Annotated in this window: 22 protein-coding genes and 1 pseudogene; 11 read left to right on the forward strand and 12 right to left on the reverse strand. The window is 65.5% G+C overall.

Features of this window, described 5'->3' with window-relative positions; translation table 11 throughout:
• Nucleotides 1-1,001: FAD-dependent oxidoreductase (locus QCE49_RS28400; protein ID WP_309806695.1), on the reverse strand; the 1,001-nt coding region annotated here is incomplete at its 3' end.
• A 14-nt stretch (nt 1,002-1,015) separates the two neighbouring features.
• The gene (locus QCE49_RS28405) at nt 1,016-1,816 is read right to left on the reverse strand and encodes an SDR family oxidoreductase (protein ID WP_250456716.1); all 801 of its coding nucleotides are present in this window, start codon (nt 1,814-1,816) and stop codon (nt 1,016-1,018) included.
• A gap of 148 nt (nt 1,817-1,964) precedes the next feature.
• Here QCE49_RS28405 and QCE49_RS28410 point away from each other — a divergent pair, with 148 nt between their 5' ends.
• The gene (locus QCE49_RS28410; protein WP_250456717.1) at nt 1,965-3,350 is read left to right on the forward strand and encodes a dienelactone hydrolase family protein; all 1,386 of its coding nucleotides are present in this window, start codon (nt 1,965-1,967) and stop codon (nt 3,348-3,350) included.
• Here QCE49_RS28410 and glgA read toward each other — a convergent pair.
• The gene (gene glgA / locus QCE49_RS28415; RefSeq protein WP_250435706.1) at nt 3,326-4,789 is read right to left on the reverse strand and encodes a glycogen synthase GlgA; all 1,464 of its coding nucleotides are present in this window, start codon (nt 4,787-4,789) and stop codon (nt 3,326-3,328) included. The genes QCE49_RS28410 and glgA overlap by 25 nt on opposite strands.
• 43 nt (nt 4,790-4,832) lie before the next feature.
• Complete coding sequence (gene glgC / locus QCE49_RS28420; RefSeq protein WP_008353483.1) at nt 4,833-6,107, reverse strand: glucose-1-phosphate adenylyltransferase; 1,275 nt, start codon at nt 6,105-6,107, stop codon at nt 4,833-4,835.
• Nucleotides 6,108-6,590: 483 nt separating this feature from the next.
• Between glgC and pdxY the strand changes: the two genes are divergently transcribed.
• Nucleotides 6,591-7,472: a pyridoxal kinase PdxY gene (pdxY, locus tag QCE49_RS28425; protein WP_033536161.1), complete on the forward strand. Its 882-nt coding sequence runs from the start codon at nt 6,591-6,593 to the stop codon at nt 7,470-7,472.
• Here the strand turns inward: pdxY and QCE49_RS28430 are convergent.
• Nucleotides 7,469-9,078, reverse strand: a pseudogene (locus tag QCE49_RS28430) (IclR family transcriptional regulator). The gene pdxY and the pseudogene QCE49_RS28430 overlap by 4 nt on opposite strands.
• Before the next feature lie 122 nt (nt 9,079-9,200).
• On the opposite strand from QCE49_RS28430, the gene QCE49_RS28435 reads away from it, so the two are divergent.
• Complete coding sequence (locus QCE49_RS28435) at nt 9,201-10,160, forward strand: MBL fold metallo-hydrolase (RefSeq protein WP_008353481.1); 960 nt, start codon at nt 9,201-9,203, stop codon at nt 10,158-10,160.
• Between the two features lie 102 nt (nt 10,161-10,262).
• On the forward strand, nt 10,263-11,585 hold the full coding sequence (locus QCE49_RS28440; RefSeq protein ID WP_250456718.1) for an MFS transporter: 1,323 nt from the start codon (nt 10,263-10,265) through the stop codon (nt 11,583-11,585).
• 3 nt (nt 11,586-11,588) lie between these two features.
• Here QCE49_RS28440 and QCE49_RS28445 read toward each other — a convergent pair whose 3' ends face one another.
• Both QCE49_RS28445 and QCE49_RS28450 read right to left on the reverse strand, forming a co-directional pair.
• Nucleotides 11,589-12,065, reverse strand: a complete 477-nt coding sequence (locus QCE49_RS28445) for a hypothetical protein (protein WP_175979286.1) — start codon at nt 12,063-12,065, stop codon at nt 11,589-11,591.
• Nucleotides 12,066-12,265: 200 nt separating this feature from the next.
• A complete protein-coding gene (locus tag QCE49_RS28450; RefSeq protein WP_250456719.1) occupies nt 12,266-13,111 on the reverse strand; it encodes an alpha/beta fold hydrolase in 846 nt (281 codons plus the stop codon).
• Between the two features lie 382 nt (nt 13,112-13,493).
• Between QCE49_RS28450 and QCE49_RS28455 the strand changes: the two genes are divergently transcribed.
• On the forward strand, nt 13,494-14,843 hold the full coding sequence (locus tag QCE49_RS28455; RefSeq protein WP_250456720.1) for a hypothetical protein: 1,350 nt from the start codon (nt 13,494-13,496) through the stop codon (nt 14,841-14,843).
• On the opposite strand, the gene QCE49_RS28460 is transcribed toward QCE49_RS28455, so the two are convergent.
• From QCE49_RS28460 to QCE49_RS28475, 4 genes are all read right to left on the reverse strand, one after another.
• Nucleotides 14,810-15,274, reverse strand: coding sequence for a hypothetical protein (locus QCE49_RS28460; RefSeq protein WP_175979289.1), 465 nt, complete (start codon nt 15,272-15,274; stop codon nt 14,810-14,812). The two genes, QCE49_RS28455 and QCE49_RS28460, sit on opposite strands and share 34 nt — an antisense overlap.
• Before the next feature lie 257 nt (nt 15,275-15,531).
• Nucleotides 15,532-16,359, reverse strand: coding sequence for a shikimate dehydrogenase (locus QCE49_RS28465; protein WP_008353472.1), 828 nt, complete (start codon nt 16,357-16,359; stop codon nt 15,532-15,534).
• A 174-nt stretch (nt 16,360-16,533) separates the two neighbouring features.
• Complete coding sequence (locus QCE49_RS28470) at nt 16,534-18,228, reverse strand: SulP family inorganic anion transporter (RefSeq protein WP_250456721.1); 1,695 nt, start codon at nt 18,226-18,228, stop codon at nt 16,534-16,536.
• A 67-nt stretch (nt 18,229-18,295) separates the two neighbouring features.
• A complete protein-coding gene (locus QCE49_RS28475; RefSeq protein ID WP_250456722.1) occupies nt 18,296-19,183 on the reverse strand; it encodes an NAD(P)-dependent oxidoreductase in 888 nt (295 codons plus the stop codon).
• A 94-nt stretch (nt 19,184-19,277) separates the two neighbouring features.
• Here QCE49_RS28475 and QCE49_RS28480 point away from each other — a divergent pair, with 94 nt between their 5' ends.
• The 6 genes from QCE49_RS28480 to QCE49_RS28505 all read left to right on the forward strand — a co-directional run bounded on the left by QCE49_RS28480 (nt 19,278) and on the right by QCE49_RS28505 (nt 25,389).
• Nucleotides 19,278-21,056: an FAD-dependent oxidoreductase gene (locus tag QCE49_RS28480; protein WP_250456723.1), complete on the forward strand. Its 1,779-nt coding sequence runs from the start codon at nt 19,278-19,280 to the stop codon at nt 21,054-21,056.
• Nucleotides 21,053-22,792, forward strand: a complete 1,740-nt coding sequence (locus tag QCE49_RS28485; RefSeq protein WP_250456724.1) for an FAD-dependent oxidoreductase — start codon at nt 21,053-21,055, stop codon at nt 22,790-22,792. Before QCE49_RS28480 ends, QCE49_RS28485 begins: the two co-directional genes overlap by 4 nt.
• Nucleotides 22,789-23,400 carry an NIPSNAP family protein gene (locus tag QCE49_RS28490; protein WP_250456725.1) on the forward strand — a complete coding sequence of 204 codons (612 nt, stop codon included), beginning with the start codon at nt 22,789-22,791 and terminating at the stop codon, nt 23,398-23,400. Before QCE49_RS28485 ends, QCE49_RS28490 begins: the two co-directional genes overlap by 4 nt.
• Nucleotides 23,401-23,413: 13 nt before the next feature.
• Entirely contained in the window at nt 23,414-24,235 is an 822-nt protein-coding gene (locus QCE49_RS28495; protein ID WP_250456726.1) for a sugar phosphate isomerase/epimerase, read from the forward strand.
• A 58-nt stretch (nt 24,236-24,293) separates the two neighbouring features.
• Nucleotides 24,294-25,115, forward strand: a complete 822-nt coding sequence (locus QCE49_RS28500; protein ID WP_175979296.1) for an IclR family transcriptional regulator — start codon at nt 24,294-24,296, stop codon at nt 25,113-25,115.
• Nucleotides 25,116-25,257: 142 nt separating this feature from the next.
• Nucleotides 25,258-25,389, forward strand: a complete 132-nt coding sequence (locus QCE49_RS28505; protein WP_284504103.1) for a hypothetical protein — start codon at nt 25,258-25,260, stop codon at nt 25,387-25,389.
• 5 nt (nt 25,390-25,394) lie between these two features.
• Here QCE49_RS28505 and QCE49_RS28510 read toward each other — a convergent pair whose 3' ends face one another.
• On the reverse strand, nt 25,395-26,030 hold the full coding sequence (locus QCE49_RS28510; protein WP_250456727.1) for a helix-turn-helix domain-containing protein: 636 nt from the start codon (nt 26,028-26,030) through the stop codon (nt 25,395-25,397).
• Between the last annotated feature and the right edge of the window lie 60 nt (nt 26,031-26,090).

A 26,090-nucleotide genomic window follows, 5' to 3' on the forward strand; every position in this document is an offset into this window, starting at 1 on the left:
CCGCCGACGAAGGCAAGCTCGCCGGCGACGTCGGCGGCGTCGTGGAGCCACGGGCGTGCGCCGTCGCAATCGCCCGCGATGAAAATCGCGCTGTCGCCGCATTGCATCGTTGTTTCGTCGAAAAGCGGCGCGCCTTTTTCGTTCAGTTCGATGCCCGCGTTTTCCAGCGCGAGCGGCTTCAGATTCGGCGCGCGTCCGGTCGCGGCGAGCACGAGATCGAAGCGTTCGACGCGCGCCACGCCGTCCGGCGACGTGAAGCGCAGCGTCGGCTGGCCGCCCTCTAGCGACATGCCGTCGATTTTCGCGTCGGGATCGAAATAGAACTCGTCGGCGAGCGCGGCGATAAGCGCATCGCGCACCGGTTTGTCCGTAATCGCTCCCGCGCTGCCGCCTTTGCCGAACATGAAAATTTCGATGCCGAGCCGCGCGAGCGCTTGCCCCAACTCGAGCGCGATCGGTCCCGCGCCGAACACGGCGATGCGCTTCGGCAACGTGCGCAGTTCGAAGAGATCGTCGCTCGTGATGAGTTTGTCGCCGAACACCTTCAGCTCGTCGGGCACGCTCGGCGCGGCGCCCGTCGCGATGACGACGCTTTTGGCCTCGACGCGCGTGTCGTCGCCGATCCGCAATCGCGTCGGCGCTTCGAAGCGCGCCTTGCCGCGCAGCAGCATGCCATCCGGCAGCGCTTTGATTTCGTCGCGTACGCCCTTGACGAAGTGATCGCGTTCGCGCCGCACGTAATCGAGCACGCGCGCGCGATCGGCTTCGAGCGCGTGCGTGCCTTCGATGCCGCGCGCGGCGAGCGAATGCGCGTCGTGCAAGCCGTTGGCCGCCGCGAGCAGCAGCTTCGACGGCATGCAGCCGACGCGCGCGCAGGTCGTGCCCGGTGCGCCGCCCTCGATCAGCACCGCGTTCGCGCCCGCGAGCCGCGCCGCGCGAAACGCGGCCATGCCGGCCGTGCCCGCGCCGATCACGGCGACGTCCACCTTGATTGGGTTCATTCCGTTGTCCGCCATCAGCCGTTATCCGCGAATCCCGGATAGAGCGTCATGCCGCCATCGACGAAAAGCGTCGTGCCGACGACGTAATCGCTATCGTCAGACGCAAGCCACACCGCCGCGCGCCCGATATCCTCGACCTCGCCGACGCGCCCGTACGGAATCAGCGTCAGCAACTTGTCGAGCTTGTCCTGCGTATCCCAAGCGTCCTTGTTGATCGGGGTGCGGATTGCGCCGGGCGCGATGCCGTTCACGCGAATGCGCTGCGGCGCGACTTCCTGCGCGATGGTTTTCATCATCATCTGAATGCCGCCCTTGGACGCAGCGTAGTTCACGTGTCCCGCCCACGGAATGACCTCGTGCACGGAACTCATGCAGATGATCTTCCCGAGCGCCTTCGACACGTCGCGCATGCCGCGCCGCTCGAATTCGCGCACGGCGCGCTGCGCGGTGAGGAACTGGCCGGTGAGATTCGTTTCGATGACCGTCTTCCAGTCGTCGAGCGTGAGCGCGGTGAACTTCGCGTCCTTCTGCAAGCCCGAATTCGCGACGACGATATCGACCGTGCCGTAGCGCTTCACGACGGCATCGAACATCGCGTCGATCTGGGATTCGTCGGAGACGTCCGCGCCGACCGCGAACGCTTCGCCGCCTTTCGCCGTGATCGCGGCGGCGAGCTTTTCGGCGGGTTCCGCGTGCGAGTGATAGTTGATGGCGACGTGCGCGCCCGCATCGGCGAGCGCGGTCGCGACGCCCGTGCCAATGCCCGAACTCGCGCCCGTCACGAGCGCAATCTGGCCTGCGAGGGGTTTATGCATATGCGCTCCTGCATTTGTATTAATTTGTGCCTTACGCAAATTGCGCGCCCGCCGGCGCAAGGTCGCGAACAGGAAACGCCGATAATGCGGCCTTTAGGCTACGCGCGCGGGAACCATGTTTCGACTGCAGCTATTTTTCGTCTTTCTGATGGCATTCCATCTATCGGACAGTCATGCAACCAGCGCCTACGACGCGTTGCGTGCGCCGGTTCCCGCATTGCCCGGCGAACGCGTCGTGCAAGTGCCGGTCGGCGAGCGCGGCGATACCGCGCAATTGCAGGTGACGATCGCGATGCCGGAGGGCGCGGGACCGTTTCCGCTCGCCGTCATCAATCATGGCGGTTACGGCAAGAAAACGAAGGCGACGATGCCACGCTTTCATCTCACCTATCTGGCGAACTACTTCATGTCGCGCGGCTACGCGGTTGCGCTGCCGATGATGCGCGGCTACGCGGGATCGACGGGCGAACTGCGCGCGCACGGGTGCGATCTGGCGGGGCTCGGGAACAAGGCGGCGGACGATATCGGCAAGGTCATCGCGTACATGCGTCAGCAGCCTTACGTCGACGGTTCCCGCGTCGTTGTCGCAGGAGAGAGCGCGGGCGGTTGGTACAGCCTCGCGTTCGGGGCGCGAAACGCGCCGGAAGTGAAGGGCGTCGTGAACTTCTACGGCGGCGTGCGCGTCGACGTATGCGCGTCGGACGACGCTGCGCTCATCCGCGACAGCGCGGCGCTCGGCGCGCGTGCGCACGTTCCGTCGCTGTGGCTGTACGGCGAGAACGATTCGTTCTTTCCGGCCGGCACCTGGCGGGAAATGTTCGCGCGCTACACGTCGGCGGGCGCGAACGCCGAACTGGCGAACTACGGCGCCTTCATGACCGATTCCCACAAGCTGCTGGGTTCATGGGAAGGCTTGCGCGTGTGGACGCCGAAACTCGATGCGTTCCTGAAGAAAATCGGCATGCCGTTCGCGTCGATTTACCCGGAGAACATGCCGATGGCGACGCCGCCCTCGAGCGGATACGCCGCCGTCGACGACATCGCCGCGGTGCCGTATCTCGGCAGCGAGGGCATGCGCGCGCTGTATCGGAAGTTCCTCTCGAAGCCGTTTCCGCGCGCGTTTGCAATCGGACCGAACGGCGGCGCGGCGGCGCACGGCGGCTTCGATCCGTTGACGCAGGCCCTGCGCGACTGTGCGGCGCTCACGGCCGATTGCCGTCTCTATGCGTACGACGATCAGGTGGTCTGGACGCGCGCGGGCCCGCCCGCGACCGGTTTCGCCGCGCTTGCCGATGCGAGCGCCGTGCCGTTCATCGACGCCGCCGGTCGCAAGGGCTACGACGCGTTTCTGAAGTTGCCGCGTCCGCGCGCTTTCGTGATCGCGTCGGATGGCGCGTGGTCGATCGCGGCACTCGGGCCGGACCCGATCGCATCGGCGATCGCGCATTGCAGTCGCAAGCATCGCGGCTGCGCGCCCTACGCGGTGGATGGCGACGTCGTCTGGACGGCTCAGCCGCCCGTCAAATCCCGATAAACCTCCGCGTACTTGAGCGCGGCGTCTTCCCAGCCGAAGCTCTGGCCCATCGCGCGCTTGACGACGGCCTTCCACTCCGTGCGACGCGCCTTGAGCGCGAACGCGCGCCGGATCGCGCCGACGATGCCCGCGCGATCGAAAGTATCGAAGACGAAGCCGGTCGCGAGATCCTCGGCAAGATTTTCGAGCGATGAATCGACGACGGTATCCGCGAGCCCGCCCACGCGATGCACGAGCGGCAGCGAGCCGTACGCGAGCGCGTAGAGCTGCGTGAGCCCGCACGGCTCGAAGCGCGACGGCACCATCACGACGTCGCTGCCCGCGATGATCGAATGCGAAAGCGTCTCGTCGAAGCCGAGTTCGACCGCGACCGCGCCCGGGTGCGCCGCCGCCGCGTTCTTCATGCCGGTTTCGAGCGCCGGGTCGCCGGTGCCGAGCACGACGAGCTGGCCGCCGCGCTGGACGATATCGGGCACGGCCGAAAGCAGCAGGTCGAGTCCTTTCTGCTCCGTCAGACGGCTGACGACGCCGAAGAGCAGGGCGTCGTCGTCCTTCGCGAGACCCATGCGCTCCTGCAGCGCCGTCTTGCATTTCGACTTGCCGCCGATCTTCGCCTGCGTGTATTTCGACGCGATGGATTCATCGGCGGTCGGGCTCCAGATCGAATAATCGACGCCGTTCAGAATCCCGGTGATGTCGTGCGTGCGCGTCTGCAGGAGACCGTGCAGTCCGGCGCCTTGCGCCTGCGTCTGGATTTCGCGCGCGTAGGTCGGGCTGACGGTAGTGATGCGATCGGCGAAATAAAGCCCCGCCTTGAGAAACGAGACGTGGCCGTAGAATTCGACGCCTTCCACCGCGTAGAAATCGCCGGGCAATTGCAGCGCGCCGAATTCCGAAGCCGGAAACGTGCCTTGATACGCCAGGTTGTGCACCGTCATCACAGTGCCGACCCGCGCCGCGCCGCCGCGCTCGAACGCGCGCAGATACGCCGGCGCAAGTCCCGCATGCCAGTCGTGAGCGTGGACGATATGCGGCTTCCATGCCGGGTCCACGCCCGTCGCGATGCGCGCCGCCGCCCAGCCGAGCAGCGCGAAGCGGCGATCGTTATCGGCATAGGGACGATTCGTCGCATCCATATACGGATTGCCCGGACGATCGTAGAACTGATCCGCGCGCACCACATACACGACGATGCCGTGCGGCTGCAGCACGCCGCGCTCGAGGCGGATATTGCCCGCGCCGAACGCGCTGCCGAGATCGGCCACGGGCTGAAGATCGTCGAGACCCGCGAGCACGGCGGGAAAGCCCGGCAGCACGACGCGCGCGTTCGTGCCCAGTTGCGATTGCGCGGGCGGCAACGCGCCGACCACATCGGCGAGGCCGCCGGTTTTCAACAGCGGAAACATTTCTGCTGCGGCATGCAGCACGCATACGGTCATCGGCACTCCCGTCGATTGGTTTTTATTGGCCGGCGCGCGGCGTCTAACGCTGTCCGAGCCGCGCCAGCGCGTCGCGTGTAATGAGCGTGACGCCGGACTCCGTGCGGAAGAAACGCGCGGCATCGTCGTCCGGATCCTCGCCGACCACGAGACCTTCGGGCACCGTGCAGCCGCGGTCGATCACGACCTTCTGCAAACGGCAACTCGGCCCGATGGTCACTTGCGGCAACAAGACTGCCTCATTGATGTTACAGAACGAGTGGACCCGCACCGCCGACGAAAACACCGACTTCGACACCTGCGATCCCGAGATCACGCAGCCGCCGCACACGAGCAGATTGGTGATCGCGCCTTGCTGCCCGTTCAGGTCGCGTACGAACTTGCCGGGCGGCAACTGCTCCTGATTCGTCCAGATCGGCCATTTGCGGTCGTACAAATCGAGCTCCGGAATCGTCGATGCGAGATCGAGGTTCGCGGACCAGTACGCATCGACGGTGCCGACATCGCGCCAGTACGCGGGCGCTTCCGGATCGCTGCTCGACGTCACGCACGACATGCTGAACGGATGCGCGATCGCCTTGCCGGTCGTCACGACGCGCGGAATGATGTCCTTGCCGAAATCGTGATCCGTGTTCGACGTCTCGATGTTTTCCTGCAGCAGGTCATACAAATACTTCGCGCTGAACACGTAGATGCCCATGCTCGCGAGCGCGATGTCGGGCTTGCCGGGCATCGCGGGCGGATCGGCGGGCTTTTCCAGGAAATCGGTGACGCGGCGGTTTTCATCGACGTGCATCACGCCGAACGCGACCGCATCCATGCGCGGCACCTCGATGCAGCCGACCGTGCAGTCCGCGCCGCTTTCCACATGGTCGAGCACCATGCGCGTGTAATCCATCTTGTAGATGTGATCGCCCGCCAGCACGATGACGAACTCCGGCCCGATCGAGCGGACGATATCGAGGTTCTGATAGACCGCGTCGGCGGTGCCGCGATACCAGCTCGAATCCACGCGCTGCTGCGCCGGCCAGATATCGATGAACTCGTTGAACTCGCCGCGCAGGAAACCCCAGCCGCGCTGCAGATGGCGGATGAGCGAATGCGCCTTGTATTGCGTGACGACCGCGATGCGGCGGATGCCGGAATTGAGGCAGTTGGACAGCGCGAAGTCGATGATGCGGTACTTGCCGCCGAAGTGGACGGCCGGCTTCACGCGCTTGTCGGTGAGCGGACCGAGCCGGGTGCCGCGCCCGCCGGCGAGGACGATTGCGAGGGTCGACTTCTGCAAATCGGTGCGATTCTTAGCCAGCATCTCCATGTCAGCCTCCTGATTTGACCTGCGACTATTGATGTTCGATGTCTTGCCGTGTGTGCGTCCTCGTATGCTTTTGTTGGTATCTGTCGATGGAGCATTATCCGGCGCGCATTCGAATTCGTGTGCTGAAGTCGCCCGTTTTTTTCGCCGGGCGATGCGGACCGTTTCGCCGTCCGCATCGAGCAATGCGTGTGCCGAACACGCACGAGCGTGCTGCGGTGTTGCAGACGCGCGACCTTTGGACTTCCTGTCGATCGCATCGCTCGACAAAACGCGTCCGCGCAATTTATAACGGGCACGCCATGCCGCAGTGCGTCGAGGCACGGCACAATATGAAGGCTGCACTGCCCGCGCACGGCGTCCGCGGGCGTGCTTCCGAAACCATCGTCGCGTTGCGTTGCGTTGCGTTGCGCTGCACGGCGCTGGCGCGCGACGAGCGTTTCGACGTTTCATCCGACCGGACACGATCAATCGGGAAAGCAGAACATGAACAACGTCCTGAGCATTCAATCGCATGTGGTGTTCGGCCATGCGGGCAACAGCGCGGCGGTTTTTCCCATGCGGCGACTCGGCGTGAACGTCTGGCCGCTCAACACCGTGCAGTTTTCCAATCACACGCAGTACGGCCGCTGGACAGGCAGCGCCTTCGATGCGGACGAATTGCAGAACGTCATCGAAGGCATCGGCGCGATCGGTGTGCTCGGGCGCTGCAACGCGGTGCTCTCCGGTTATCTCGGCGCGCCGGAGCAGGGCCGCGCGGTCGTCGAAATCGTGAAGATGGTGAAGGCGGTGAATCCGCGCGCGCTTTATTTTTGCGATCCGGTCATGGGTCAGACGGGCGGCTGCACGGTCGCGGCCGGCATCGAGGATTTCCTCGTCACGACGATGCCCGGAATCGCCGATGCGATCATGCCCAATCACGTCGAGCTGGAAAAGCTCGTCGGGCGTCCGATCGAGACGGTCGAGGAAGCCGTCGACGCATGCCGCGAAGTGATCGCGCGCGGGCCGCGCATCGTGCTGGTGAAGCATCTGCTCGATCGCAACAGCCGCGCCGACACCTTCAATATGCTCGCCGTCACGCCCGGCGAGGCGTGGTTCGCGCAGCGCCCGCTGTATCCGTTCGCGCGCCAGCCGGTGGGCGTCGGCGATCTGACGAGCGCGGTCTTCGTCGCGCGCACCTTGCAGGGCGACTCGCTGCGCACCGCGCTCGAGCACACGCTCGCGGCGGTCAATGCCGTCGTCAAGGCAACGTACGATGCCGGGCGTTACGAACTGGAGATCGTCGCATCGCAGGACGAGATCGCGAAGCCGACCGACCGTTTCCCCGCGATCCGCGTGACCGGCACGGAGATGGTCAAGGGCGGCTAGCTCGCGTCCATCAGACCGAAACGCCACGAAAGGCGCCGCGTCGCGGAAAGCAGCGCGCGGGCGAGCGGGCCGTCCGCGGCGCTGTCGAAGCCCCCCGACGAACCGATCAACGCGATCACGAGGCACACGCTGCCGGTGTGATCGAACACGGGCGCGGCCAGCGTATGGATGCCGGGCACCGGCGCGCCGAGCGCCGTATCGAGGCCGCGTTCGCGGATGTCGTCGAGCCGTGCGCGATACGCGGCGTCGCTTCCCGCAGCCGCTTGCGCGCCCGCGAGGCGGATGGCGTCCTGCGTCATCAGGCTCGCGAGCATGTCGGCGGGAAGGTGCGCGGCGTACACCCGCCCGATCGCGGTGTTGACGAGCGACATCACCGTGCCGACGCGCAAGCTCACATGCTGCGGCCGCGCCGATTCCTCCAGCCGGATCACGGTCGGGCCGAGCGGTCCGAGCGCGGCGGCGGCGACCGTCATCGACGTGCTCGCGGCGAGCGCGACGATCTCGGCTTCGGCATCGCGGATCGGCGAAAGGCGCTGCAGCGCGATCAGCCCGAGCTCGCGGCTCAGCGGGCCGGCGTGGAATAACCCGGCGTCGTCGCGCGCGAGCAGGCCGACCTTCACCAGACTCACCAGATGCGCGAACGCCTTCGCGGGCGGCATGCCGGCCGCGGCCGCGAGGTCGCGCAGCGCGAGCGGCTCGCCGGCGGCGACCAGCGCGCGCAGCAGATCGCCGGTCGCGTCGAGCGCGTTGATGCCGCGCTGCGGTTTCGTGTCTTCGTCGAAGATCGTCATGAAAGCAGTCCGGAAATGTCGCGCGCGGCATCCTTCAGCGCGTGCGCGAGCGGGCCGTCCCACGCGACGTCGGCGAGGCCGGTCGGTCCGATCGCCGTCAGTGCGAGCTGCATCCGATGCGCGCCGTCGAACACCGGCACGCTCATGCTGCTCACGCCGGGACTCGGCGCATCGACGCTGCGTTCGATGCCGCGCGCGCGAATCGCTTCGATGCACGCGGCCATCTCCGGCGCATCGGCTTCGGCCTGATGCGTGAGCATCGCGGCGACGCGGGTGTCGTCGTCGAACGCGCGGAACACGCGGCCCGTGGACGTCGCCGAGAGCGACATCACCGTGCCCACGTGCAGATTCACATGCAGCGGATAGCCGCCGCGCTCATAGCGCACGATCGTCGGCCCTTGCGGCCCGGCGACGCTCACCGCGACGCTCATGCCGGTCGCGAGCGCCAGCGCCGACACGCGCGGCGCGGCGGCCCGATACGCCGGCTGATGCTCGAGATTCAACAGGCCGAGCCTGAGCGAGAGCGGCCCCGGCTCGTAATTCCCGGTGAGCGCGTCGCGCTTGACGAGACCGAGCCGCGTCAAGCTCACGAGGTACGTGTGGGCCTGCGCGGTCGACAGTTCGGCCGCTTCGGCCAGCGCGCTCAACGCAAGCGGCTCGCGACGCGCGGCGAGCGCATCGAGCAGACGCGCGCCGACTTCGACGCTCTGGATGCCGCGCTGTTTCTTTTCTTCGCCGATTTCGGAACGAGCCAAAAGCACTCCGCGATCTATAAAGGATGAACGAACCGCAGATGTTAGCCGAGCAGGAATCATCCGATGAAGCGATTCGGTACTTACCCGTAATTTGCAAATAGCAAGTATGCTTGCTGTTGACAAACAACGGCATCACGCCGATCATCCACCCATCCCCACGAGAATGGAAGCGAGACACGACCATGGCAAAAGCATTCGCATCGCAGGCCGATCTGGAAGAGAAGAAGATCACGTTCACGCAACTCTCCGAGAACGCGTACGCGTACACGGCGGAAGGCGATCCCAACTCGGGCGTGATCATCGGCGACGACGGCGTGCTCATCGTCGATACGACCGCCACGCCCGCAATGGCGCAGGATCTCATCGCGAAAATCCGCAGCGTCACCGACAAGCCGATCAAGTACATCGTGCTGTCGCACTATCACGCGGTGCGCGTGCTCGGCGCGTCGGCGTATTTCGCGGAAGGCGCGCAGCAGGTCATCGCGAGCCGCGGCACGTATGAAATGATCGTCGAGCGCGGCGAGCAGGACATGAAATCGGAGATCGAGCGCTTTCCGCGCCTTTTCGCCGGTGTCGAGACGGTGCCGGGCCTGACGTGGCCGACGCTCGTCTTCGAGAAGGAAATCACGCTGTATCTCGGCAAGCTCGAAGTGAAGATCGCGCATCTCGGCGCGGGTCACACGAAGGGCGATACGGTCGTCTGGCTGCCGTCGCAGAAAGTGCTGTTTTCGGGCGATCTCGTCGAGTACGACGCCGCCTGTTACTGCGGCGATGCCCAACTCGAAGAATGGCCCGCGACGCTCGAAGCGCTGCGCGCGCTGAAGGCCGACAAACTCGTGCCGGGACGCGGCCCGGCGCTGCTCTCGCCGGCGGAAGTCGACAAGGGCCTCGATTACACGAAGGACTTCGTCACGACGCTCTTGCAGGCGGGCCGCGAGGCCGTCGCCGAGAAGCTCGACCTGAAGGGATCGATGGCGCTGACGCGCAAGGCGATGGATCCGAAATTCGGTCACGTCTTCATCTACGAGCACTGCCTGCCGTTCGACGTCTCGCGCGCTTACGACGAAGCGAGCGGCATCAAGCATCCGCGTATCTGGACGGCCCAGCGCGACCAGGAAATGTGGGCCGCATTGCAGGACTGACCGCCGTTTCTTGCGGCGCGCACTGACGCGCCGCTTCTCCCTCTCTCAAGGCAAAAGGCGCGCGCAAGACGCCGGCCTCATTACGCCCATCTGGAGCGAGACATGTCGAAGTCGATCAGCACGGCGGCGCTTGAGCCCAGCGCCGTCGCGGATGCGCAAGCCCAATCGGACGACGCGCTGTTCCGCAAAATCGCGTGGCGCATCATTCCGTTTCTGTTCCTGTGCTACGTCGTGTCGTTTCTGGACCGCATCAACATCGGCTTCGCGCAATTGCAGATGAAGCACGATCTCGGCTTCTCCGATGCAATGTACGGCCTCGGCGCCGCCGTGTTTTATGTCGGCTACGTGCTTTTCGAAGTGCCGAGCAATCTGCTGCTCGCGAAGTTCGGCGCGCGCCGCACGTTCACGCGGATCATGCTGCTGTGGGGCGCGGCGTCGGTCGGAATGATGTTCGTATCGACGCCCGGCCATTTCTATCTGCTGCGCTTTCTGCTCGGCGTGTTCGAAGCGGGTTTCTTTCCGGGCATCGTGCTTTATCTGACGTACTGGTTTCCGGCGAAACGGCGGGCGGGCGTGATGTCGGTGTTCTTCGCGGGCGTGGCCGTCGCGGGCGTGTTCGGCGGACTCGTGTCCGGCTGGATCATGCGGGATATGGCCGGCGTGATGGGCCTGCACGGCTGGCAGTGGATGTTCGCGATCGAGGGCGCGCCCGCGGTGCTGCTCGGTCTTATCGCGTTGCGCCTGCTGGTGGACACGCCGCGCGATGCGCAATGGCTCACGCAAACGGAGCAGGATCGGCTCACGGCACTCTGCGCGACCGGCCACCACGAGAAGCACGATAACAGCGGCATGCTCGACGCGCTGCGCAATCCGCGCGTCTATCTCTTCGCGTTCATCTATTTCTCGCTGACGTGCGCGTCGCTGACGCTGAGCTTCTGGATGCCGCTGATGATCCGCGACTTCGGCATCACCGATGTCATGTCGGTCAGCCTCTACACCGTCGTGCCGAACGCGATCGGCGCGGTGGGTCTGATTCTGATCGCGCGCCATTCGGATCGCGTCGCCGAGCGGCGCAAGCACTTCGCGTGCTGCACGATCGGCGGCGGCATCGCGCTCGCGGCCCTCACGCTGCATTTTCCGAGCTTCCCGCTGATGCTCGCGATTCTCTCGCTCGCCGCGACGCTGATTTTCGCCGCGCTGCCGATCTTCTGGGCCGTGCCCGCCAGCCATCTGCCGGGCAAGAGCGCGGCGGCGGGCATCGCTTTCATCAGCAGTATCGGCATCACGAGCGGGATCGTGAGTCCGTGGGTGATCGGCCAGATCCGCACCTCGACGGGCAGCATGGATCTCGCCGTGCATCTGCTTTCGTTGTTGCTCTTCGCGAGCGGCGCCGCGCTGTTTTTCGGGCTGCGGCGCGGCAAGTGAGCGTCAGGCCGCAGCCGCGGCCATCGCCTTGAAGTTTTCCGGCGTCGCGAAGGCGAGATATTCGGCCTGCATGTCGGGTGTGAGGAATTCGAGCATCGTCGAGTTCTCGATCCAGAATTCGATGACGTGGAAGAAGTTGTCGCCGCGCGTGCAGCGCACCGCACGCCAGCCTTCGCGTTCGCCGATCGCGATGACTTCCTCTGCGTTCAGCTTCGTCGCGATGGCCATGTGGAACGCGCTGTACTGCGGGCGCTTCACCGTGTCCGCGCCATAGCTGACGCTTTCCTCGTGACCGCCGCCCGGCGTGATGACCTGATCGCTCGGATAGACCTCGATGATGCTGCCGCGATCGTCGCCGGCGACCGCCATCCACGCGCCGGGAAAGGGCGAGAAGGGCGCGGCGAAGCCATCCCACAGTTCGGCGAGCACTTGCGCGACGTGTTTCGGATCGTGGGCGGGAATGGAGGCGTGGAAGATCATTGCGATGGACTCCGGTGGACGTGGGGCGGATTGCGCGGCGATTGCAGAGCCGCGCGGTGGAATGTCGATTCGCAGTGCTATGGTGTGCCGGGATTCTTTCAGAGTCTATTGTTATGAGTGTTTTCAAACGCGTCAGGACTCAGCGCTTATCCGACACACGCCGAGCCTGTTATTAAGCCGCCGCAACAGAGCGCCAATCGCTACGCCGACGCAAAAGCGCCGATATCCGCCGTCAGCCGCGCCGCGTCGCTCAGAAAGATGCCGTGCGGCGCGCCTTCATAGACGACGAGCCGCGCGTTCGGAATCAGGCGCGCCGTGCGCTGCGAAGTCAGTTCGAGCGGATTCGATTCGTCGCGATCGCCTTGCACGATGAGCGTCGGGACGTCGATGTCGCGCAACTCGTTGCGGAAATCGCCGCGATTGACGGTTTCGTTGCACGCGAAAAGCGCCTGATGCGACGTGCGCAATGCCATTTCCCGAATCCAGTCGATCATGGCCTGCGACGCGCCCGGCCCGGCGAAGGGACGCGCGTTGTCGGCCAGCCATTGCGGATAGTCCGTCGTCAAGTCGTGCAGGAAGGCATCGGTATAGGCGCGGTCGATGCCGTCGGGATTGTCCGGCGTCTTCGCGAGCATCGGCAAGGTCGAAGCGATCAACGCGAGGCGCGCAACGCGCGTGCTGCCGTGACGCGTCAGATAGCGCACGGCTTCGGCGCCGCCCATCGAATAGCCGACGAGCGTCACGTCCGACAGATCGAGCGCATCGATGAGTGCGGCGAGATCGTCCGCAAGCGTGTCGTAGTCGTAGCCGCCGCCCGGATCGCTCGATCGTCCGTGGCCGCGCCGGTCGTAGGTGACGCAGCGAAAGCCCTGTCGCGCGAGCGACAGCATTTGATAGGCCCACATGTCGCCTGGCAGCGAATAGCTCGGAACGAAGACGATCGTCCTGCCGTTGCCCGGCGTGCCTTGCGGATGCCAGTCGCGATAGAACAATTCGACGCCGTCTGCGGTCGCGATAAAACCTGGGCGTGAGTGCTTTGCAGGCATTTCCGTCTCCTCGTCGATGAACAGTGTGAGTGCATCGTCGCAGGAGAAAGTGAGCCGGACAATTACGCCAGAGGTAATAGGCCGCGTGCAAAAAAACGCCGCCCGGGGAGGCGGCGAGAGCGTCCGCTTGTGGGCTCGTTAGTCGAGTGCGGACGCTTGAGGAGACAGGGCGAATGAACTCAGTATGGCAAAGCGCCGCGCCGCACACAATCGCCGATTCGAATCACTGCATTTCAGCATGACCTGAAGATAGTTCGATATGCAGATTAAATGATCCGGCATTGCTATTTTCGGATTTATCTCGTGCTTTTCGGTATTCCTATGAACCTCGATTCATATAAACTCAGCACGCGTTTCAAACACCGTTCTATTGCAGTCATTCATGTATTCCGATTCATTCGCACCTCCGCTCTCTTTGTCCGATGCGGCCCACGCGCTGGCCGTCGCGCTCGACATTCGCCGCTCGGGCGACTGGCTCGCGCTCGAACGTTTCTGCGTCGAAGCACTGGAACGATTCCCGAGAGACTACGAGCTTCGCTGGCAACTGAGTCATTGCTATTGGCTGCGTCACGACAGCGTATCGGCGGAAGCGATCATGCGCGAGGCCGCGCGGCATCATCCGGACAATGGTCACGTGACCGGCGCAATCGCCATGTACCTCAACGAGCAGTCGCGCTACGGCGAAGCGGAAGCGATGTACCGTCTGGCACTCTCGCAGACGCCCGATGCGGCCTGGCTCGCCGTCGATCTCGCCGACCTCGAATTGCGGCGCGGCGCGTGGCGCAGCGGCTGGATGCGCTTCGATCGCCGCACATCGCAACAGGGCGACAACGGCGTCGTCGCGCGCATGGAGCGGCTCGCGCCGGGCTGGCGCGGGCAGCCGCTCGACGGCAAGCGCGTCGTGGTTTACAGCGAACTCGGCCTCGGCGACGACATTCAATTCGTGCGGTACTTTCCGCAATTCGCGGAGGGCGTGCGAAGAAACGGCGGCGCGGCGCTATTGGCGGTGCGTTCGGCGCTGTATCCGCTGGTGCGGCGGTTCGTGCCGGACTGCGTGCAGATCGAAGCGCACGACTTCGGCACGGTCGATTACACCGTCGGCATGATGAGCCTGCCTGTCTGGATCGGTCTGTTGCCGCATCACGTCGATGGCCGCGCGTATCTTCACGCCGCGCCTGAGCGCATCGACGCGTGGCGGCGCGAACTCGCATCGGACGGCACCCATGCGTTGCGCGTCGGTCTCGTGTGGGCGGGCAGCCCGACGCATCGTCGCGACGCCCAGCGCAGCATTCCCGTCGAAGCGCTCGCGCCGCTCTGGAGCCTGCCGAACGTCACGTTCCATCCCGTTGCGCCGGGCCGCGAAGACGATATTGCCGCAATGCGTTCGGCGGGCGCGCGTATCGCCGGCGTGCCCGACTATCGCGAGCAGTTTCATGATTCCGCCGCGTTCGTCAGCGCGCTGGATGTGCTCGTGACCATCGACAGTTCGCCGCTGCATCTCGCCGGCGCGCTCGGCAAGCCGGTGCTGGCGATGATCGATCGCGCGTCGCATTGGTGTTGGGGTGAAGACGAGACGCAGCCGTGGTACGACTCGGTGCGGCTCATTCGTCAGCGCGAACCGGGCGATTGGGCCCCGGTTATCAGGCGCGTCGCCGCGGCGCTGTCGGGGCGGCTCATCGGACGAGCGGCGCCGGAAGATCAGCAGGCGTCCGCGCCCGTCAGTCTCGGGTAGCCGGGCTGGCTGGAGTCGATCGTCGTCACGCAGGCACCCTCGTTGAGATCGAGCGGGCTGTCGATATCGCGCTTCGAGCCGTCCTTCATCTGCACACTGTAGCGGTAGATTTTCGCGGTCTGTTCCGGGGCCTTCTGGAACAGGTTCGTCAGGTCGAAGCTCAGGCCTGCGCCGCCGCCCACGCCGTTCCATCCATTGCCGCCGATGCCGCCGCCGCCCACGCCGACGGTCGGTCCGGAAGAAGAAGCCGTGTTCGTCGACACAGTCGTCAAATACTGTTTGCCGACAATGCGGCCGGTCGCGAGCGTGCCGTCAGCCGGCAGCGGCGCCGATGCGCCCGGTCCCGATGCGCACGCCGCGAGAACGGCACATGCGATGGCCGCGAAGCCAGCTCGCGCAACGCGTTGAATTGTTTTTCGATCCGAGTTCATTCCAGCCTCTTGCTTCCATTGCCCTCGATGCGAGCGCACGAGTCTTGTGGAATCGGCCGCTAGCGCCGGCGTGGCGGGAACGTGGCGCAGAAAAACGCCGCCTTCTAAAGGGCGGCGCTCGCCGACGATTCGTTCCGGAGCTTGCAAGCCGGCGCGCTTCGCGAGGGACGCGAATGCGCGGCGGGAATGTTGACTGATCGTGTTTCGCGATTGAACCAGATTGCTCCGATTCCTCGCACGGCAAACGGTCCCGCGATTCACCCCTTCAATAGATACGCGACGATCGCATCGCACACGCGCCCGAACATCTGCGTGCCGGTGACGGTCGTGCAGCCTCGCGCGCGGGCGGCCTCGATGAAAGGCGTGACCGGCGGCTTGGTCACGACATCGCCGACGAAGGTCGTCGGTGGCAGGCGGGAGACGTCGATCGGCAGCGGGTCGCCCGGACGCATGCCCGCCGGCGACGCATTCACGATGAGATCGTAGGTTTCGGCAGCCGAATCGTCGGCGACGCTCACCGCGCCGCGCCCCAGCGCAGCGAGGCGCGAGGCGAGGGCGCCGGTGCGCGCGGCGTCGAAATCGCGGATCGCGAGCGAGGCCACGCCCGCATCGACGAGCGCGTGGCCGATTGCCGAACCCGCGCCGCCCGCACCGATCAGCAGCGCGCGTTTGCCCTTCGGGTCGCAGCCCGCATCTCTCAACGCCGCCACCATGCCGATGCCGTCCGACGCGCCGCCGTGCCAGGTGCCGTCGGCATTGCGCTTCAGCATGTTGACCGCGCCGAGGAACGCGCCTTCATCGGTCAGCGAACGGCAGTATTCGGTCGCGCTGAACTTGTGCGGGACGGTGACGATCACGCCGTCGCAATTGCGCAGCGGCGCGATGCCCGCGAAAAACGCGCCGAGATCTTCGGGCGCGACGTGCGCCGGAATCACGATTGCATCGCGTCCCGCCGCACGCAGCGCCGCTGTTACGCCGGAAGGCGAGCGTACCTGCGCGATCGGATCGCCGACGATGAAATAGACGCGCGTCGCGCCGCTCAAGCCCGCATCGAGCGATGCGGAAAAAGAAGTGTCCTGCGCCATGCCTCGATTGCCTCCTGATCCGTGATCGGAAAATAGTGTGACCGCACTCGCTGAATGCTAGTTGAAAATGGAATGCTATTCAACAAAATTGCTACTTGAAGGAAGGCAACTAACGGTCTTCCCGAGCCGCGACCACCAAAAAACGCCGGCAGACAGACGGCTGCCAACGCGCATTCAGAGAACGTTCGGCTCGTGCGCGCCCGGACTTACGCCAGCCGCTGCCAGCGCTTCGTGAAGTGTGTCGTACACGTTCGATGCGCCGAGCGCGGGCGTCAGTCCGTGCCGGTCCATGTCGCTGCGCAGGAAGCGGTTCACGCGTCCGAATATCACGACGACGCCGCGTGCGCGCAGCGTTTCGACAAGTTCGCCGATGGTGCGGGCCGCCGAATAATCGAGGTCCGTGATCGCGCCGGCATCGACGACAAAATGGCGCAACTCGTCCGGCGCCGTATCGACGAGATTCGTCACTTCCGACGCAAAAAAGTGATCGTTCGCATAGAACAGATCTGCGCCGAAGCGATAGACGATCAGGTGCGGCGCGGTCATCGCGGCGGGCTTCGTCGGCTCGTACTGCCACGGTTTGCCGGGCGCGACGGGCGTGAGCACCATCGTGTGCGGATGATAGCTGTGGCGCACGTGCCGCAGCAGCGATAACGCCACCGCGAGCAGAATGCCGTGCTCGACTCCTACCATGACCACCGCAGCCGCCGTGATGAGCGCGAGCGCGAACTCGCCGGGGCTTTCCGCGCGAATGTCCTTCAGGCTTTGCACGTTGATGAGCCCCATCGCGATCGTGAACACGATGCCCGCCAGCACGCAATGCGGCAGATAGCGCAGATAGCCGCTCAAGAAGAGCAGCACGACGGCGACGACTGCCGCGAACACGAGCTGTCCGAACTGGCTGCGCGTGCCGGCGCGGTCGGCCATCGCGGTCTGCGTCGGACTGCCGTTGACGACGAACGTGCCGCTCACGGCCGCCGCCGCGTTCGCCGCGGCCAGACCGAGGATGTCGCTGTTGGTATCGACGTCCTCGCGATACTGCTGCGCGAAGACCCGCGCCGCGGCGGCGCTCTGCGCGATGATCATCACGAAGCACGACAGCGCGACCGGCACGAGGTCGAGCGATTGCTGCCAGGTGATGTCGGGAAAACGGATCGCGGGCAGGCCGCCATCGACCGGACCGAGCACCGAGATGCCGTGCGCGGCGAAATCGAACGCCTTGCTCGCGGCGATGCTGCCGATTACCGCGATGAGCGGCATCGGCAGGCGCGGCGCGAAACGCTTGCAGCCGAGAATCGCGACGACCACGGCGAGCGCGAGCACGAGCGTCGGTCCGTGCGCGTGCACGAGATGACCGAGCACGTAAGCAAGCTGGGCGAGACTGCGCGAGGACGGATACGGCACCGTCATGCCGAAGAGATCGCCGAGCATCGCGATCGACACCTGTACGCCGACGCCCGCGAGAAAACCGGTGAGCACCGTGCGCGACAGGAAATCGGCGAGAAAGCCGAGTTTGAAAAGCCGCGCGACGAGGAGCAGCGCGGCCGTCTGCAACGCGACCATGCCCGCCAGCGCGACGTATTGCGGGCTGCCCATCGCGGCCATCGACGAAACCTTGCTCGCGAAGATCGTCGCGGTCGCCGAATCGGCCGCGACGACCAGATGCCGCGACGCCCCGAACAGCGCAAACGCGATGAGCGGCAGGAACGCGGTGTAGAGGCCCGTCACCGCGGGCATGCCGGCGATGCGCGCATAGCCGAGCACTTGCGGAATGTCCATCGATGCGAGCGAGATGCCCGCGAGCGCGTCGCGCCACGCGGCGGCGCGGCTGATCGGCAGGATGCCTTTGAGCAGTGTCGTTTTTTGCATGCTGGCACCGTGTTCCTGAAGAGGCGATCGTGCCCCAAGGAACAGGCGGTGCCAAGACCCGCTTCGTCTATCGATAGAACGCCACGGTTTGCCGCAATCCGTCGATCAGCGGCGTTTTCGGAAGGCCGGGCAGCGATCGGGCGAGCGCGGGATCGTCGGGAAAGGATGTCGCGATGGGCAACGGCGCGCCTGCTGCGTCGATGCGCGCGCCGGGCGCGATGCGCTCGAGCGTCGAGACCACGCTTTGCATCGGCGTGATGTCGCCTGCGAGCGTGAACGCGTGCGCGCCGTCGAACGCGGTCACGAGCGCGAGTTCGTAGGCGGCGGCGACGTCATCGGCGTAGACGAGGCCGGTCGCGCCCGTGAAGGGAATCGTGTACGGCTCGCCGCGCGCGGCCGCACGGCACGCGAGACTCGGACCCGCGCTCGAACCGGTCTCGCGTCCGGCGCCGTACACGACGAGCGGCCGGAATCCGATGCTCGCGATTCCATGATCGTGCCAGTACGCCCGCGCCGAGCCTTCGCACGCGAGTTTGAACGCGCCGTAGTGCGTCAGCGGAAAGGGCGTCGCGCCATCGTCGGGGCCGAAGACGCCCGCGCTGCTCGCGTAAAGCACCGAGCGCAAACCGCACGCGATGGCCGCATCGAACACGTTCAGCGTGCCGATCAGATCGATGCGCGCGCCGCGCACAGGATCGGCGGCGCACGCGGGCGTAAGCACGCCCGCGAGATGTACGACGGCATCGCAGCCGTCGAGTGCGTTCGCCACATCGCGCGCCTCGCCGATATCCCCGATCCGCCATTGCACGTCACCGGCGCGTTCGGGCGCGAGCGCGTACAGAAGGCGCGCGTCCTCGCGGACATCGAATGCGCGCACATCCATGCCGCGCGCGAGCAGCCGCCGCACGACCCACGCTGCCAGAAAGCCGCTTCCGCCTGTAACCAGCACTCGCATACCGTTTCTCCATCGTCTCAAAAAGAACTTGGCTTACGTCGCGTTTCTGGAATAGTATTCCAATATCAAAGAGAGTTCTACAGGAAGCGCGCACATGGCGGAGACACTGGACAAACTGGAACAGAACGAGACCTTCGATGTAATCGTGGTCGGCGCGGGCGGCGCGGGCATGTCGGCGGCGCTGGTCGCGGCGATCGATGGCGCGCGGGTGCTGCTCGTCGAGAGCACCGAATACGTCGGCGGAACGACCGCGTACTCGGCGGGCACGACGTGGATTCCCGCGTCGAAGCACGCGGCGAGCGTCAATCGCGACGATTCGTCCGCGAATGCCGAAGGCTTTCTGAATCGCGCGGTCGGCGAGCGCAGCAGCGCCGCGATGCGCCGCGCGTTCCTCGACGCCGGCCCGAAGGCCGTCGCGCACATCGAAGCGAACTCCGATGTCAAATATCGCGCGCGGCCGTTCCATCCGGACTATCTGTCGGAAATCGAAGGCTCGACCTTGCGAGGCCGCGCGCTGGAGCCGCTGCCGTTCGACGGCCGCAAGCTCGGCCGCGCGTTCTCGCTGATCCGTCCGCCGATTCCCGAATTCACCGTGCTCGGCGGCATGATGGTCGACCGCGACGACGTCGGGCATCTTTTGAACATGACGAAGTCGTTGGCATCGTTCAGGCACGCGGCGAAACTGCTCGCGCGTCATGCACGCGACCGCATGAGCTCGCCGCGCGGCACGCGTCTCGTGATGGGCAACGCGCTGATCGGGCGTCTGCTTTACTCGCTGCTTCAGCGCGGCGTGACCGTGCTGACGAGCACGAAGGTGGAGGCTTTGCACGCGGGCACGAATGGCATCGAAGCCGTGACGCTGAGCCAGATCAACGAGCGTCGGCGCGTCAACGTGAAGGGCGGCGTGATTCTCGCGAGCGGCGGATTCAATCGTCATCCGATGCGGCGCGCCGAGATGCTGCCGGGCGCCGATGCGGCGTGGTGTCCCGGCGCGCCCGGCCACAGCGGCAACGCGCAGGATCTCGCGCTCGCGGCGGGCGCGCGCTTCGGCGTTGGCGGGCTGTCGAACGCGTTCTGGGCGCCGGTCTCCGTGCGCAAGCGCGCCGACGGTACGACCGCCGTGTTTCCGCACTTCATCATGGATCGCGGCAAGCCCGGCATGATGACCGTCGACAAGTCCGGCAGGCGGTTTCTCAACGAAAACACGTCGTATCACCTGTTCGGGATTGCGATGCAGACGGCGAACAAGACGACGCCCGCCGTGCCCGCCTATCTCGTCACGGACTCCGAAGGATTGCGCAAGTACGGCCTTGGCATGGTGCGTCCGGGCGGCAAGGGACTCGCGCCGTTTCTCGCCGATGGCTATCTCGTCGAAGGCAAGACGCTCGACGAACTGGCGGACAAGCTCGATATCGACAAGGCCGGTCTCGCCGATAGCGTCGCGCGCATGAATCGCTACGCGCAAACCGGCGTCGACGCGGATTTCCAGCGCGGCACGACCGATTATCAGAACGCCAACGGCGACGCCAACTGGACCGGCCCGAACAAGTGCCTCGGTCCGATCGGCCAGGCGCCGTTCTATGCGGTGCGGCTCTATCCGGGCGATATCGGCGCGGCGACCGGCCTCGTTATCGATACCGACGCGCGCGTGCTCGACCGCGACGACCGGCCGATCGTCGGCCTCTATGCCTGCGGCAACGATGCGCAATCGGTGATGGGCGGCGTGTATCCCGGCCCCGGCATCACGCTCGGACCCGGTCTCGCGTTCGGCTATCTCGCGGCGCGCCACGCGACGTCGCGCGCGAAGCAACCGAAGCAGGACGAAGCGCTCGATCTTCCGGTCGATCTTTCAATGCACGCGCACGCCAAATGAAGCTCGAACCGATTCTCGAATGCGACGTCCTCGTGCTCGGCTCCGGCGCGGGCGGCTTGTCGACCGCGGTCACGGCGGCCACGCGCGGCCTGTCCGTGCTCGTCTGCGAGAAGGAAGACGTGTTCGGCGGCACGACCGCGTGGTCGGGCGGCTGGATGTGGATTCCGCGCAATCCGCTCGCGACGCGCGCGGGCATCGTCGAGGATGAAAGCGCGCCGCGCACGTATCTGAAGAGCGAACTCGGCGCGCATTTCGATGCCGCGAAAGCCGATGCGCTCATCGAGCACGGTCCGCGCATGATCGAATTCTTCGAGCGCAATACGTCGATGCGTTTCATCGACGGCAACCGCATCCCCGATTTCCACACGACGCAAGGCGCGGCGACGGGCGGCCGCTCGGTCTGCGCGATGCCGTTCGACGGACGCGAGCTCGGCCCGCTCATCGACAAGCTGCGTCCGCCGCTCGCCGAAGTAACGATCAAGGGCATGGCGATCGCGTCGGGACAAGACCTCGCGCACTTCCTGAACGCGACGCGCAGCGCGAAGTCGGCGTGGCACGTCGCGAAGCGTTTCGCCACGTTTGCGTGGCACATGCTGCGTTATCGGCGCTCGATGCATCTGGTGAACGGCAATGCGCTCGTCGCGCGGCTGCTCAAGTCGGCGGCGGATCGCGGCGTCGATCTGCGCACGCGGGCGAAGGCGGTATCGCTGACGCGCGAGGCGAATCGCGTGACGGGCGCGCGCGTCGAGATCGATGGCGTCATGCACGACGTGCGCGCGCGGCGCGGCGTCGTGCTCGCGTGCGGCGGTTATCCGCACGACGCGAAGCGGCAGACCGAAACGTTTCCCGTGATGCCGCACTGGTCCGCCGCGCCCAAGAGCAATACCGGCGATGGCATTCGCCTGGGCGAAGCGGCGGGCGCGCATTTCGACGCGTCGCTCGAAGCGCCCGCCGCGTGGGCGCCGGTGTCGCTCGTGCCGAAATCCACGGGACGCGAAGTCGCGTTTCCGCATCTGATCGAGCGCGCGAAGCCGGGTCTGATCGCCGTCACGCGCGCGGGCAGGCGCTTCACGAACGAGGCGTCGTCGTATTACGACTTCATCTCCGCGCTCATCGGCACGACGTCGCCGGGCGAAGAGACGTGCGCGTGGCTCGTCTGCGATCACCGGTTTCAGCGCCGATACGGCCTCGGTTTCGCGAAGCCGTTTCCGTTTCCGCTGCGGCCTTACGAACGCTCGGGATATCTCAAGTCCGCGCCGACGCTCGAAGCGCTGGCGCAGCAATGCGGCATCGATGTGCGCGGCCTCGCCGATACGGTCGCCACGTACAACGGCTACGCGAAAGACGGCTTCGATCCGCAGTTCCACAAAGGCTCGACGCCGTATAACCGCGTTCAGGGCGATGCATCGCACAAGCCGAATCCGTGTCTCGCGCCGATCGTCGATGGGCCTTTTCACGCGGTGAAGATCGTGCCGGGCAGCCTCGGCACGTTCGCGGGTTTATCGACGGATGCGCGCTCGCGTGTTCTCGACGACATGCGCGCGCCGATTCCCGGCCTCTACGCGGTCGGCAACGACGCCGCGAGCATGATGGGCGGCCACTATCCCGCAGGCGGCATCACGCTCGGCCCAGCGATGACCTTCGGCTATCTCGCGGGCCTCGAACTGGCCGAACCGGCGCGCGAGGACAGCATCACGAATCTCTCCAACTTCCATCAGGCAAGGACTCTGCAATGACTCTGTACGACACGGTCACGTTGACGGTGAAGATCGGCGCGAACGCGCAGGTCTTCGAAAACATCAAGGCAAGCGGCGATGCGCCCGGCTCGAAGCTGCTCGGCTGCTGGTATTCGGATATCGGCGCGCTCGGCAAGGTCATGGTGCTGCGCGGCTTCGAATCCGAAGCGGCGCTGATCGGGGAACGCCGGCGCTTGCTGCTCGAAGGCAATCCGTTCGGCTGCGGCGAGTTCATCACCGATGTCGAAGTGAACAGCTACGCGCTCTTTCCCTTCCTGCCGCCGATCGAGCCGGCCGTGCACGGCGGCATCTACGAGATGCGCGTCTACGGCACGAAGCTCGCGAGCCTGCAACACACGATCGACGCATGGCAGAACGCCGTGCCCGAGCGCACGAAACGCTCGCCGCTCATCGGCGCGATGTACGCGCTCGACGGCACCGTGCCGCGCTTTCTCAACATCTGGCCGTACAAGAGCGTGGACGAGCGCTCGCGGATTCGCGCGGAAGCCGTGAAGGACGGCATCTGGCCGCCGAAGGGCGGACCGGTGCATCTGACGACGATGGAATCGACCATCTACGTGCCCGCGCCGTTCTCGCCGCTGCGCTAACCGGAGATTGTCGATGTCACGACGCAAGCTATCTCTGTCCGCGCTGACGATCCTCGAACTGACGCCGCCGCAGATGGTCGAGTGCGCCGCGCAGGCGGGCTACGACTTCGTCGGCCTGCGCCTCGTGCCCGCGACCGATACGGAAGTGCGCCACGAGATCGTCGGCGCGACGCCGCTGAAACGCGAGACGCTCGCGGCTTTGCGCGATACCGGCATCGGCGTGCTGGATGCCGAAATCCTGCGCCTCAAGCCCGACACGAACGTCGCCGATTACGAACCGATGCTCGCAACCGCCGCCGAGCTGGGCGCGCGCTACGTGCTCGTCGCGGGCAACGATCCCGACGAGGTCCGCACGGCCGAGCGGCTCGCCGCGCTGTGCGATCTCGCGAAGCCGTATGGCCTGTCGCCGTCGCTCGAACCGATGCCCTGGACCGACGCGAAAGACATCGTGCAGGGCGCGCGCATTGTGAAAGCGGCGCAGCGCGCGAATACGGGCCTCATCGTCGATCCGATCCATTTCGACCGCACGGGATCGTCGACGCGAACGCTGCGCGAATTGCCGCGCGAATGGTTCGGTTACGTGCAGTTCTGCGACGCGCCCGCCGAGCGCCCGAGCGATCTCGAAACGTTGCTGTATCAGGCGCGCGCCGAGCGGATGATTCCGGGCGAGGGCGGCCTCGATCTCGCGGGCATTCTGCGCGCGTTGCCAGACGATCTTCCGCTCTCGCTCGAAGTGCCGATGAACGAATGGGCGAAATCGGCGAGCGCGCTCACGCGTGCGAAACGTCTGCGCGAGGCGACGATTGCATGGCTGGAGGAAACATACGCCGGTTGAATTCCGAGGTGGAATCATGTTCTCATTCCGAATCATCGGAACTTCGAGAGACTGAAAGATGGCGGGAAATCTGGAGCGGGCGTTGTCGATCATCGAATTGCTGGCGAAAAACGGCGGGCGGATGCAACTCGCCGCCATCGCCGACACGCTCAATATTCCTCGCAGCGGCACGCATCGCCTGCTCGCGATGCTGATCGACGAAGGGTACGTGCGGCAGGACGAGGATCACGGCGAATACATGCTCGCGCTCAAGCTCGTGTCGCTCGCGCTCATCTATCTGTCGACGGGCGGCGTACTCGACGTGTCGCAGCCCGTGCTCGACCGGCTCGCGGCGCAATCCGGCGAACTGGCGCGGCTGGGCGTCGTCGAGGACGATCACATTACGTTCGTCGGCAAGGCGCAAGGCGCGAAGTCGGGGCTGCGCTACGACCCGGACATGGGCAGCCAGCCGCCCTTGCATTGCACGGCGAGCGGACAGGCGTGGCTGTCGTCGCTTTCCGATGAGGAGGCGCTCGAACTCGTGTCGAAGCAGGGCGGGCTCGGCAAGCCCGGCTCGGGCGGACCGAAGGCGCCGAAGACGATCCAGCAGTTTCTCGCCGATCTGCAGGCGGCGCGCAAACGCGGCTACGGCATCGCGAGCGAGACGTACGAGGCCGGCATGACGTCGATGGCCGCGCCGATTCATCATCCGGTGACGGGCGTCGTCGTGGGCGTCGTGAGCCTCGCCGGGCCGACGAGCCGTTTGCCGGAGGCGCGTCTGAAGGAGCTCGCGCCCGCGCTGCTGGAAGCGGCGTCGGACATGGGCGCGGCGACGTTGAGTTCGCCCTATTTCAAGCGGTCGGCGGCGAAGGTGGAGGGGAAGGCTGTCAGTGCAGGCTGATGCTGGATTAGCCCGAATGGACGAGGGGACGCGGGGAAAACGCCTGCATTATCATCGTTTTCATCATGAAACGAGAATTTGAAATGCCTACGCCACTCGATCCGATCGTGTCCGAATTTTCCACTGTCTGGCGGCGGTGGAAATGCGTCTCGTCGTGTCGATGCTGACGGCGAACTTCACCGCGCAACTCGTGACGAATCCCGCCGATATCCACGAGGTCTGCACCTTCACCGTCGGCCCGAACGAAATGCCGATGCCTCTTTTCCTGCGATGAACGCGTCAGCCAGCGTCCACGGCATCGCGCGCGGATGAGGGCGCCGGCACGCCGCCTGTGGCCATCCACAGCACTTCGGCGTCTTCGTCGCTCGTCGAAATCGCCGCGTGGCCGGTGCGGCTGTCGAAGTAGATGCTGTCGCCGGCATGCAGATGCGTCGGCGCGTAGAGTTCGGAATAGAGGCACACGCTGCCGCTGATCACGTAAAGAAACTCCTCGCCTTCGTGACGGCCCCAGTCGTCGAACGCATCGAGCGTGTGCGCCGAAATGCGGACGCGAAACGGCAGCATCGCCTTGTGCGCGAGTTCGGTGGCGAGCAATTCCATCTGATAGCCGCGATACGCGTGGCGCTGTCCTTCGTTGCGGCGCGTGAGCGCGCGCCGGCCGCTCGCATTCGGCGCGGGCGCGGTGCCGAAGAGTTCGGCGAGATCGATCTGCAGGCCGCGCACGATTTTCTGAAGCACGTCGAAGGTCGGCGACATCAGCCCGTTCTCGATTTTCGACAGCGCCGAGCGCGACACGCCGCACATGCGGCTTGCGGTTTCGAGCGTCAGGTCGTGCGCGAGCCGCGCGCGTTTCACGCGGGCACCGAGATCGGACGCGGATTGTTCGGGCGAATTCTTGGTGCCGGGGCTGGACATGGGAACGTGTGGGAGCGCTTTGTTTCCGATAATAACATCGCGCAAAACGGCGGCGAACGG

The organism is Caballeronia sp. LZ008 (genome assembly GCF_031451435.1).
In the GTDB taxonomy this organism is placed as follows: Bacteria; Pseudomonadota; Gammaproteobacteria; order Burkholderiales; family Burkholderiaceae; genus Caballeronia; species Caballeronia zhejiangensis.

Coding starts and splice junctions, on each gene's coding strand:
- QCE49_RS28405 (WP_250456716.1), bottom strand. CDS start 1,816: ATGCATAAACCCCTCGCAGGCCAGATTGCGCTCGTGACGGGCGCGAGT.
- QCE49_RS28410 (WP_250456717.1), top strand. CDS start 1,965: ATGGCATTCCATCTATCGGACAGTCATGCAACCAGCGCCTACGACGCG.
- glgA (WP_250435706.1), bottom strand. CDS start 4,789: ATGACCGTATGCGTGCTGCATGCCGCAGCAGAAATGTTTCCGCTGTTG.
- glgC (WP_008353483.1), bottom strand. CDS start 6,107: ATGGAGATGCTGGCTAAGAATCGCACCGATTTGCAGAAGTCGACCCTC.
- pdxY (WP_033536161.1), top strand. CDS start 6,591: ATGAACAACGTCCTGAGCATTCAATCGCATGTGGTGTTCGGCCATGCG.
- QCE49_RS28435 (WP_008353481.1), top strand. CDS start 9,201: ATGGCAAAAGCATTCGCATCGCAGGCCGATCTGGAAGAGAAGAAGATC.
- QCE49_RS28440 (WP_250456718.1), top strand. CDS start 10,263: ATGTCGAAGTCGATCAGCACGGCGGCGCTTGAGCCCAGCGCCGTCGCG.
- QCE49_RS28445 (WP_175979286.1), bottom strand. CDS start 12,065: ATGATCTTCCACGCCTCCATTCCCGCCCACGATCCGAAACACGTCGCG.
- QCE49_RS28450 (WP_250456719.1), bottom strand. CDS start 13,111: ATGCCTGCAAAGCACTCACGCCCAGGTTTTATCGCGACCGCAGACGGC.
- QCE49_RS28455 (WP_250456720.1), top strand. CDS start 13,494: ATGTATTCCGATTCATTCGCACCTCCGCTCTCTTTGTCCGATGCGGCC.
- QCE49_RS28460 (WP_175979289.1), bottom strand. CDS start 15,274: ATGAACTCGGATCGAAAAACAATTCAACGCGTTGCGCGAGCTGGCTTC.
- QCE49_RS28465 (WP_008353472.1), bottom strand. CDS start 16,359: ATGGCGCAGGACACTTCTTTTTCCGCATCGCTCGATGCGGGCTTGAGC.
- QCE49_RS28470 (WP_250456721.1), bottom strand. CDS start 18,228: ATGCAAAAAACGACACTGCTCAAAGGCATCCTGCCGATCAGCCGCGCC.
- QCE49_RS28475 (WP_250456722.1), bottom strand. CDS start 19,183: ATGCGAGTGCTGGTTACAGGCGGAAGCGGCTTTCTGGCAGCGTGGGTC.
- QCE49_RS28480 (WP_250456723.1), top strand. CDS start 19,278: ATGGCGGAGACACTGGACAAACTGGAACAGAACGAGACCTTCGATGTA.
- QCE49_RS28485 (WP_250456724.1), top strand. CDS start 21,053: ATGAAGCTCGAACCGATTCTCGAATGCGACGTCCTCGTGCTCGGCTCC.
- QCE49_RS28490 (WP_250456725.1), top strand. CDS start 22,789: ATGACTCTGTACGACACGGTCACGTTGACGGTGAAGATCGGCGCGAAC.
- QCE49_RS28495 (WP_250456726.1), top strand. CDS start 23,414: ATGTCACGACGCAAGCTATCTCTGTCCGCGCTGACGATCCTCGAACTG.
- QCE49_RS28500 (WP_175979296.1), top strand. CDS start 24,294: ATGGCGGGAAATCTGGAGCGGGCGTTGTCGATCATCGAATTGCTGGCG.
- QCE49_RS28505 (WP_284504103.1), top strand. CDS start 25,258: ATGCGTCTCGTCGTGTCGATGCTGACGGCGAACTTCACCGCGCAACTC.
- QCE49_RS28510 (WP_250456727.1), bottom strand. CDS start 26,030: ATGTCCAGCCCCGGCACCAAGAATTCGCCCGAACAATCCGCGTCCGAT.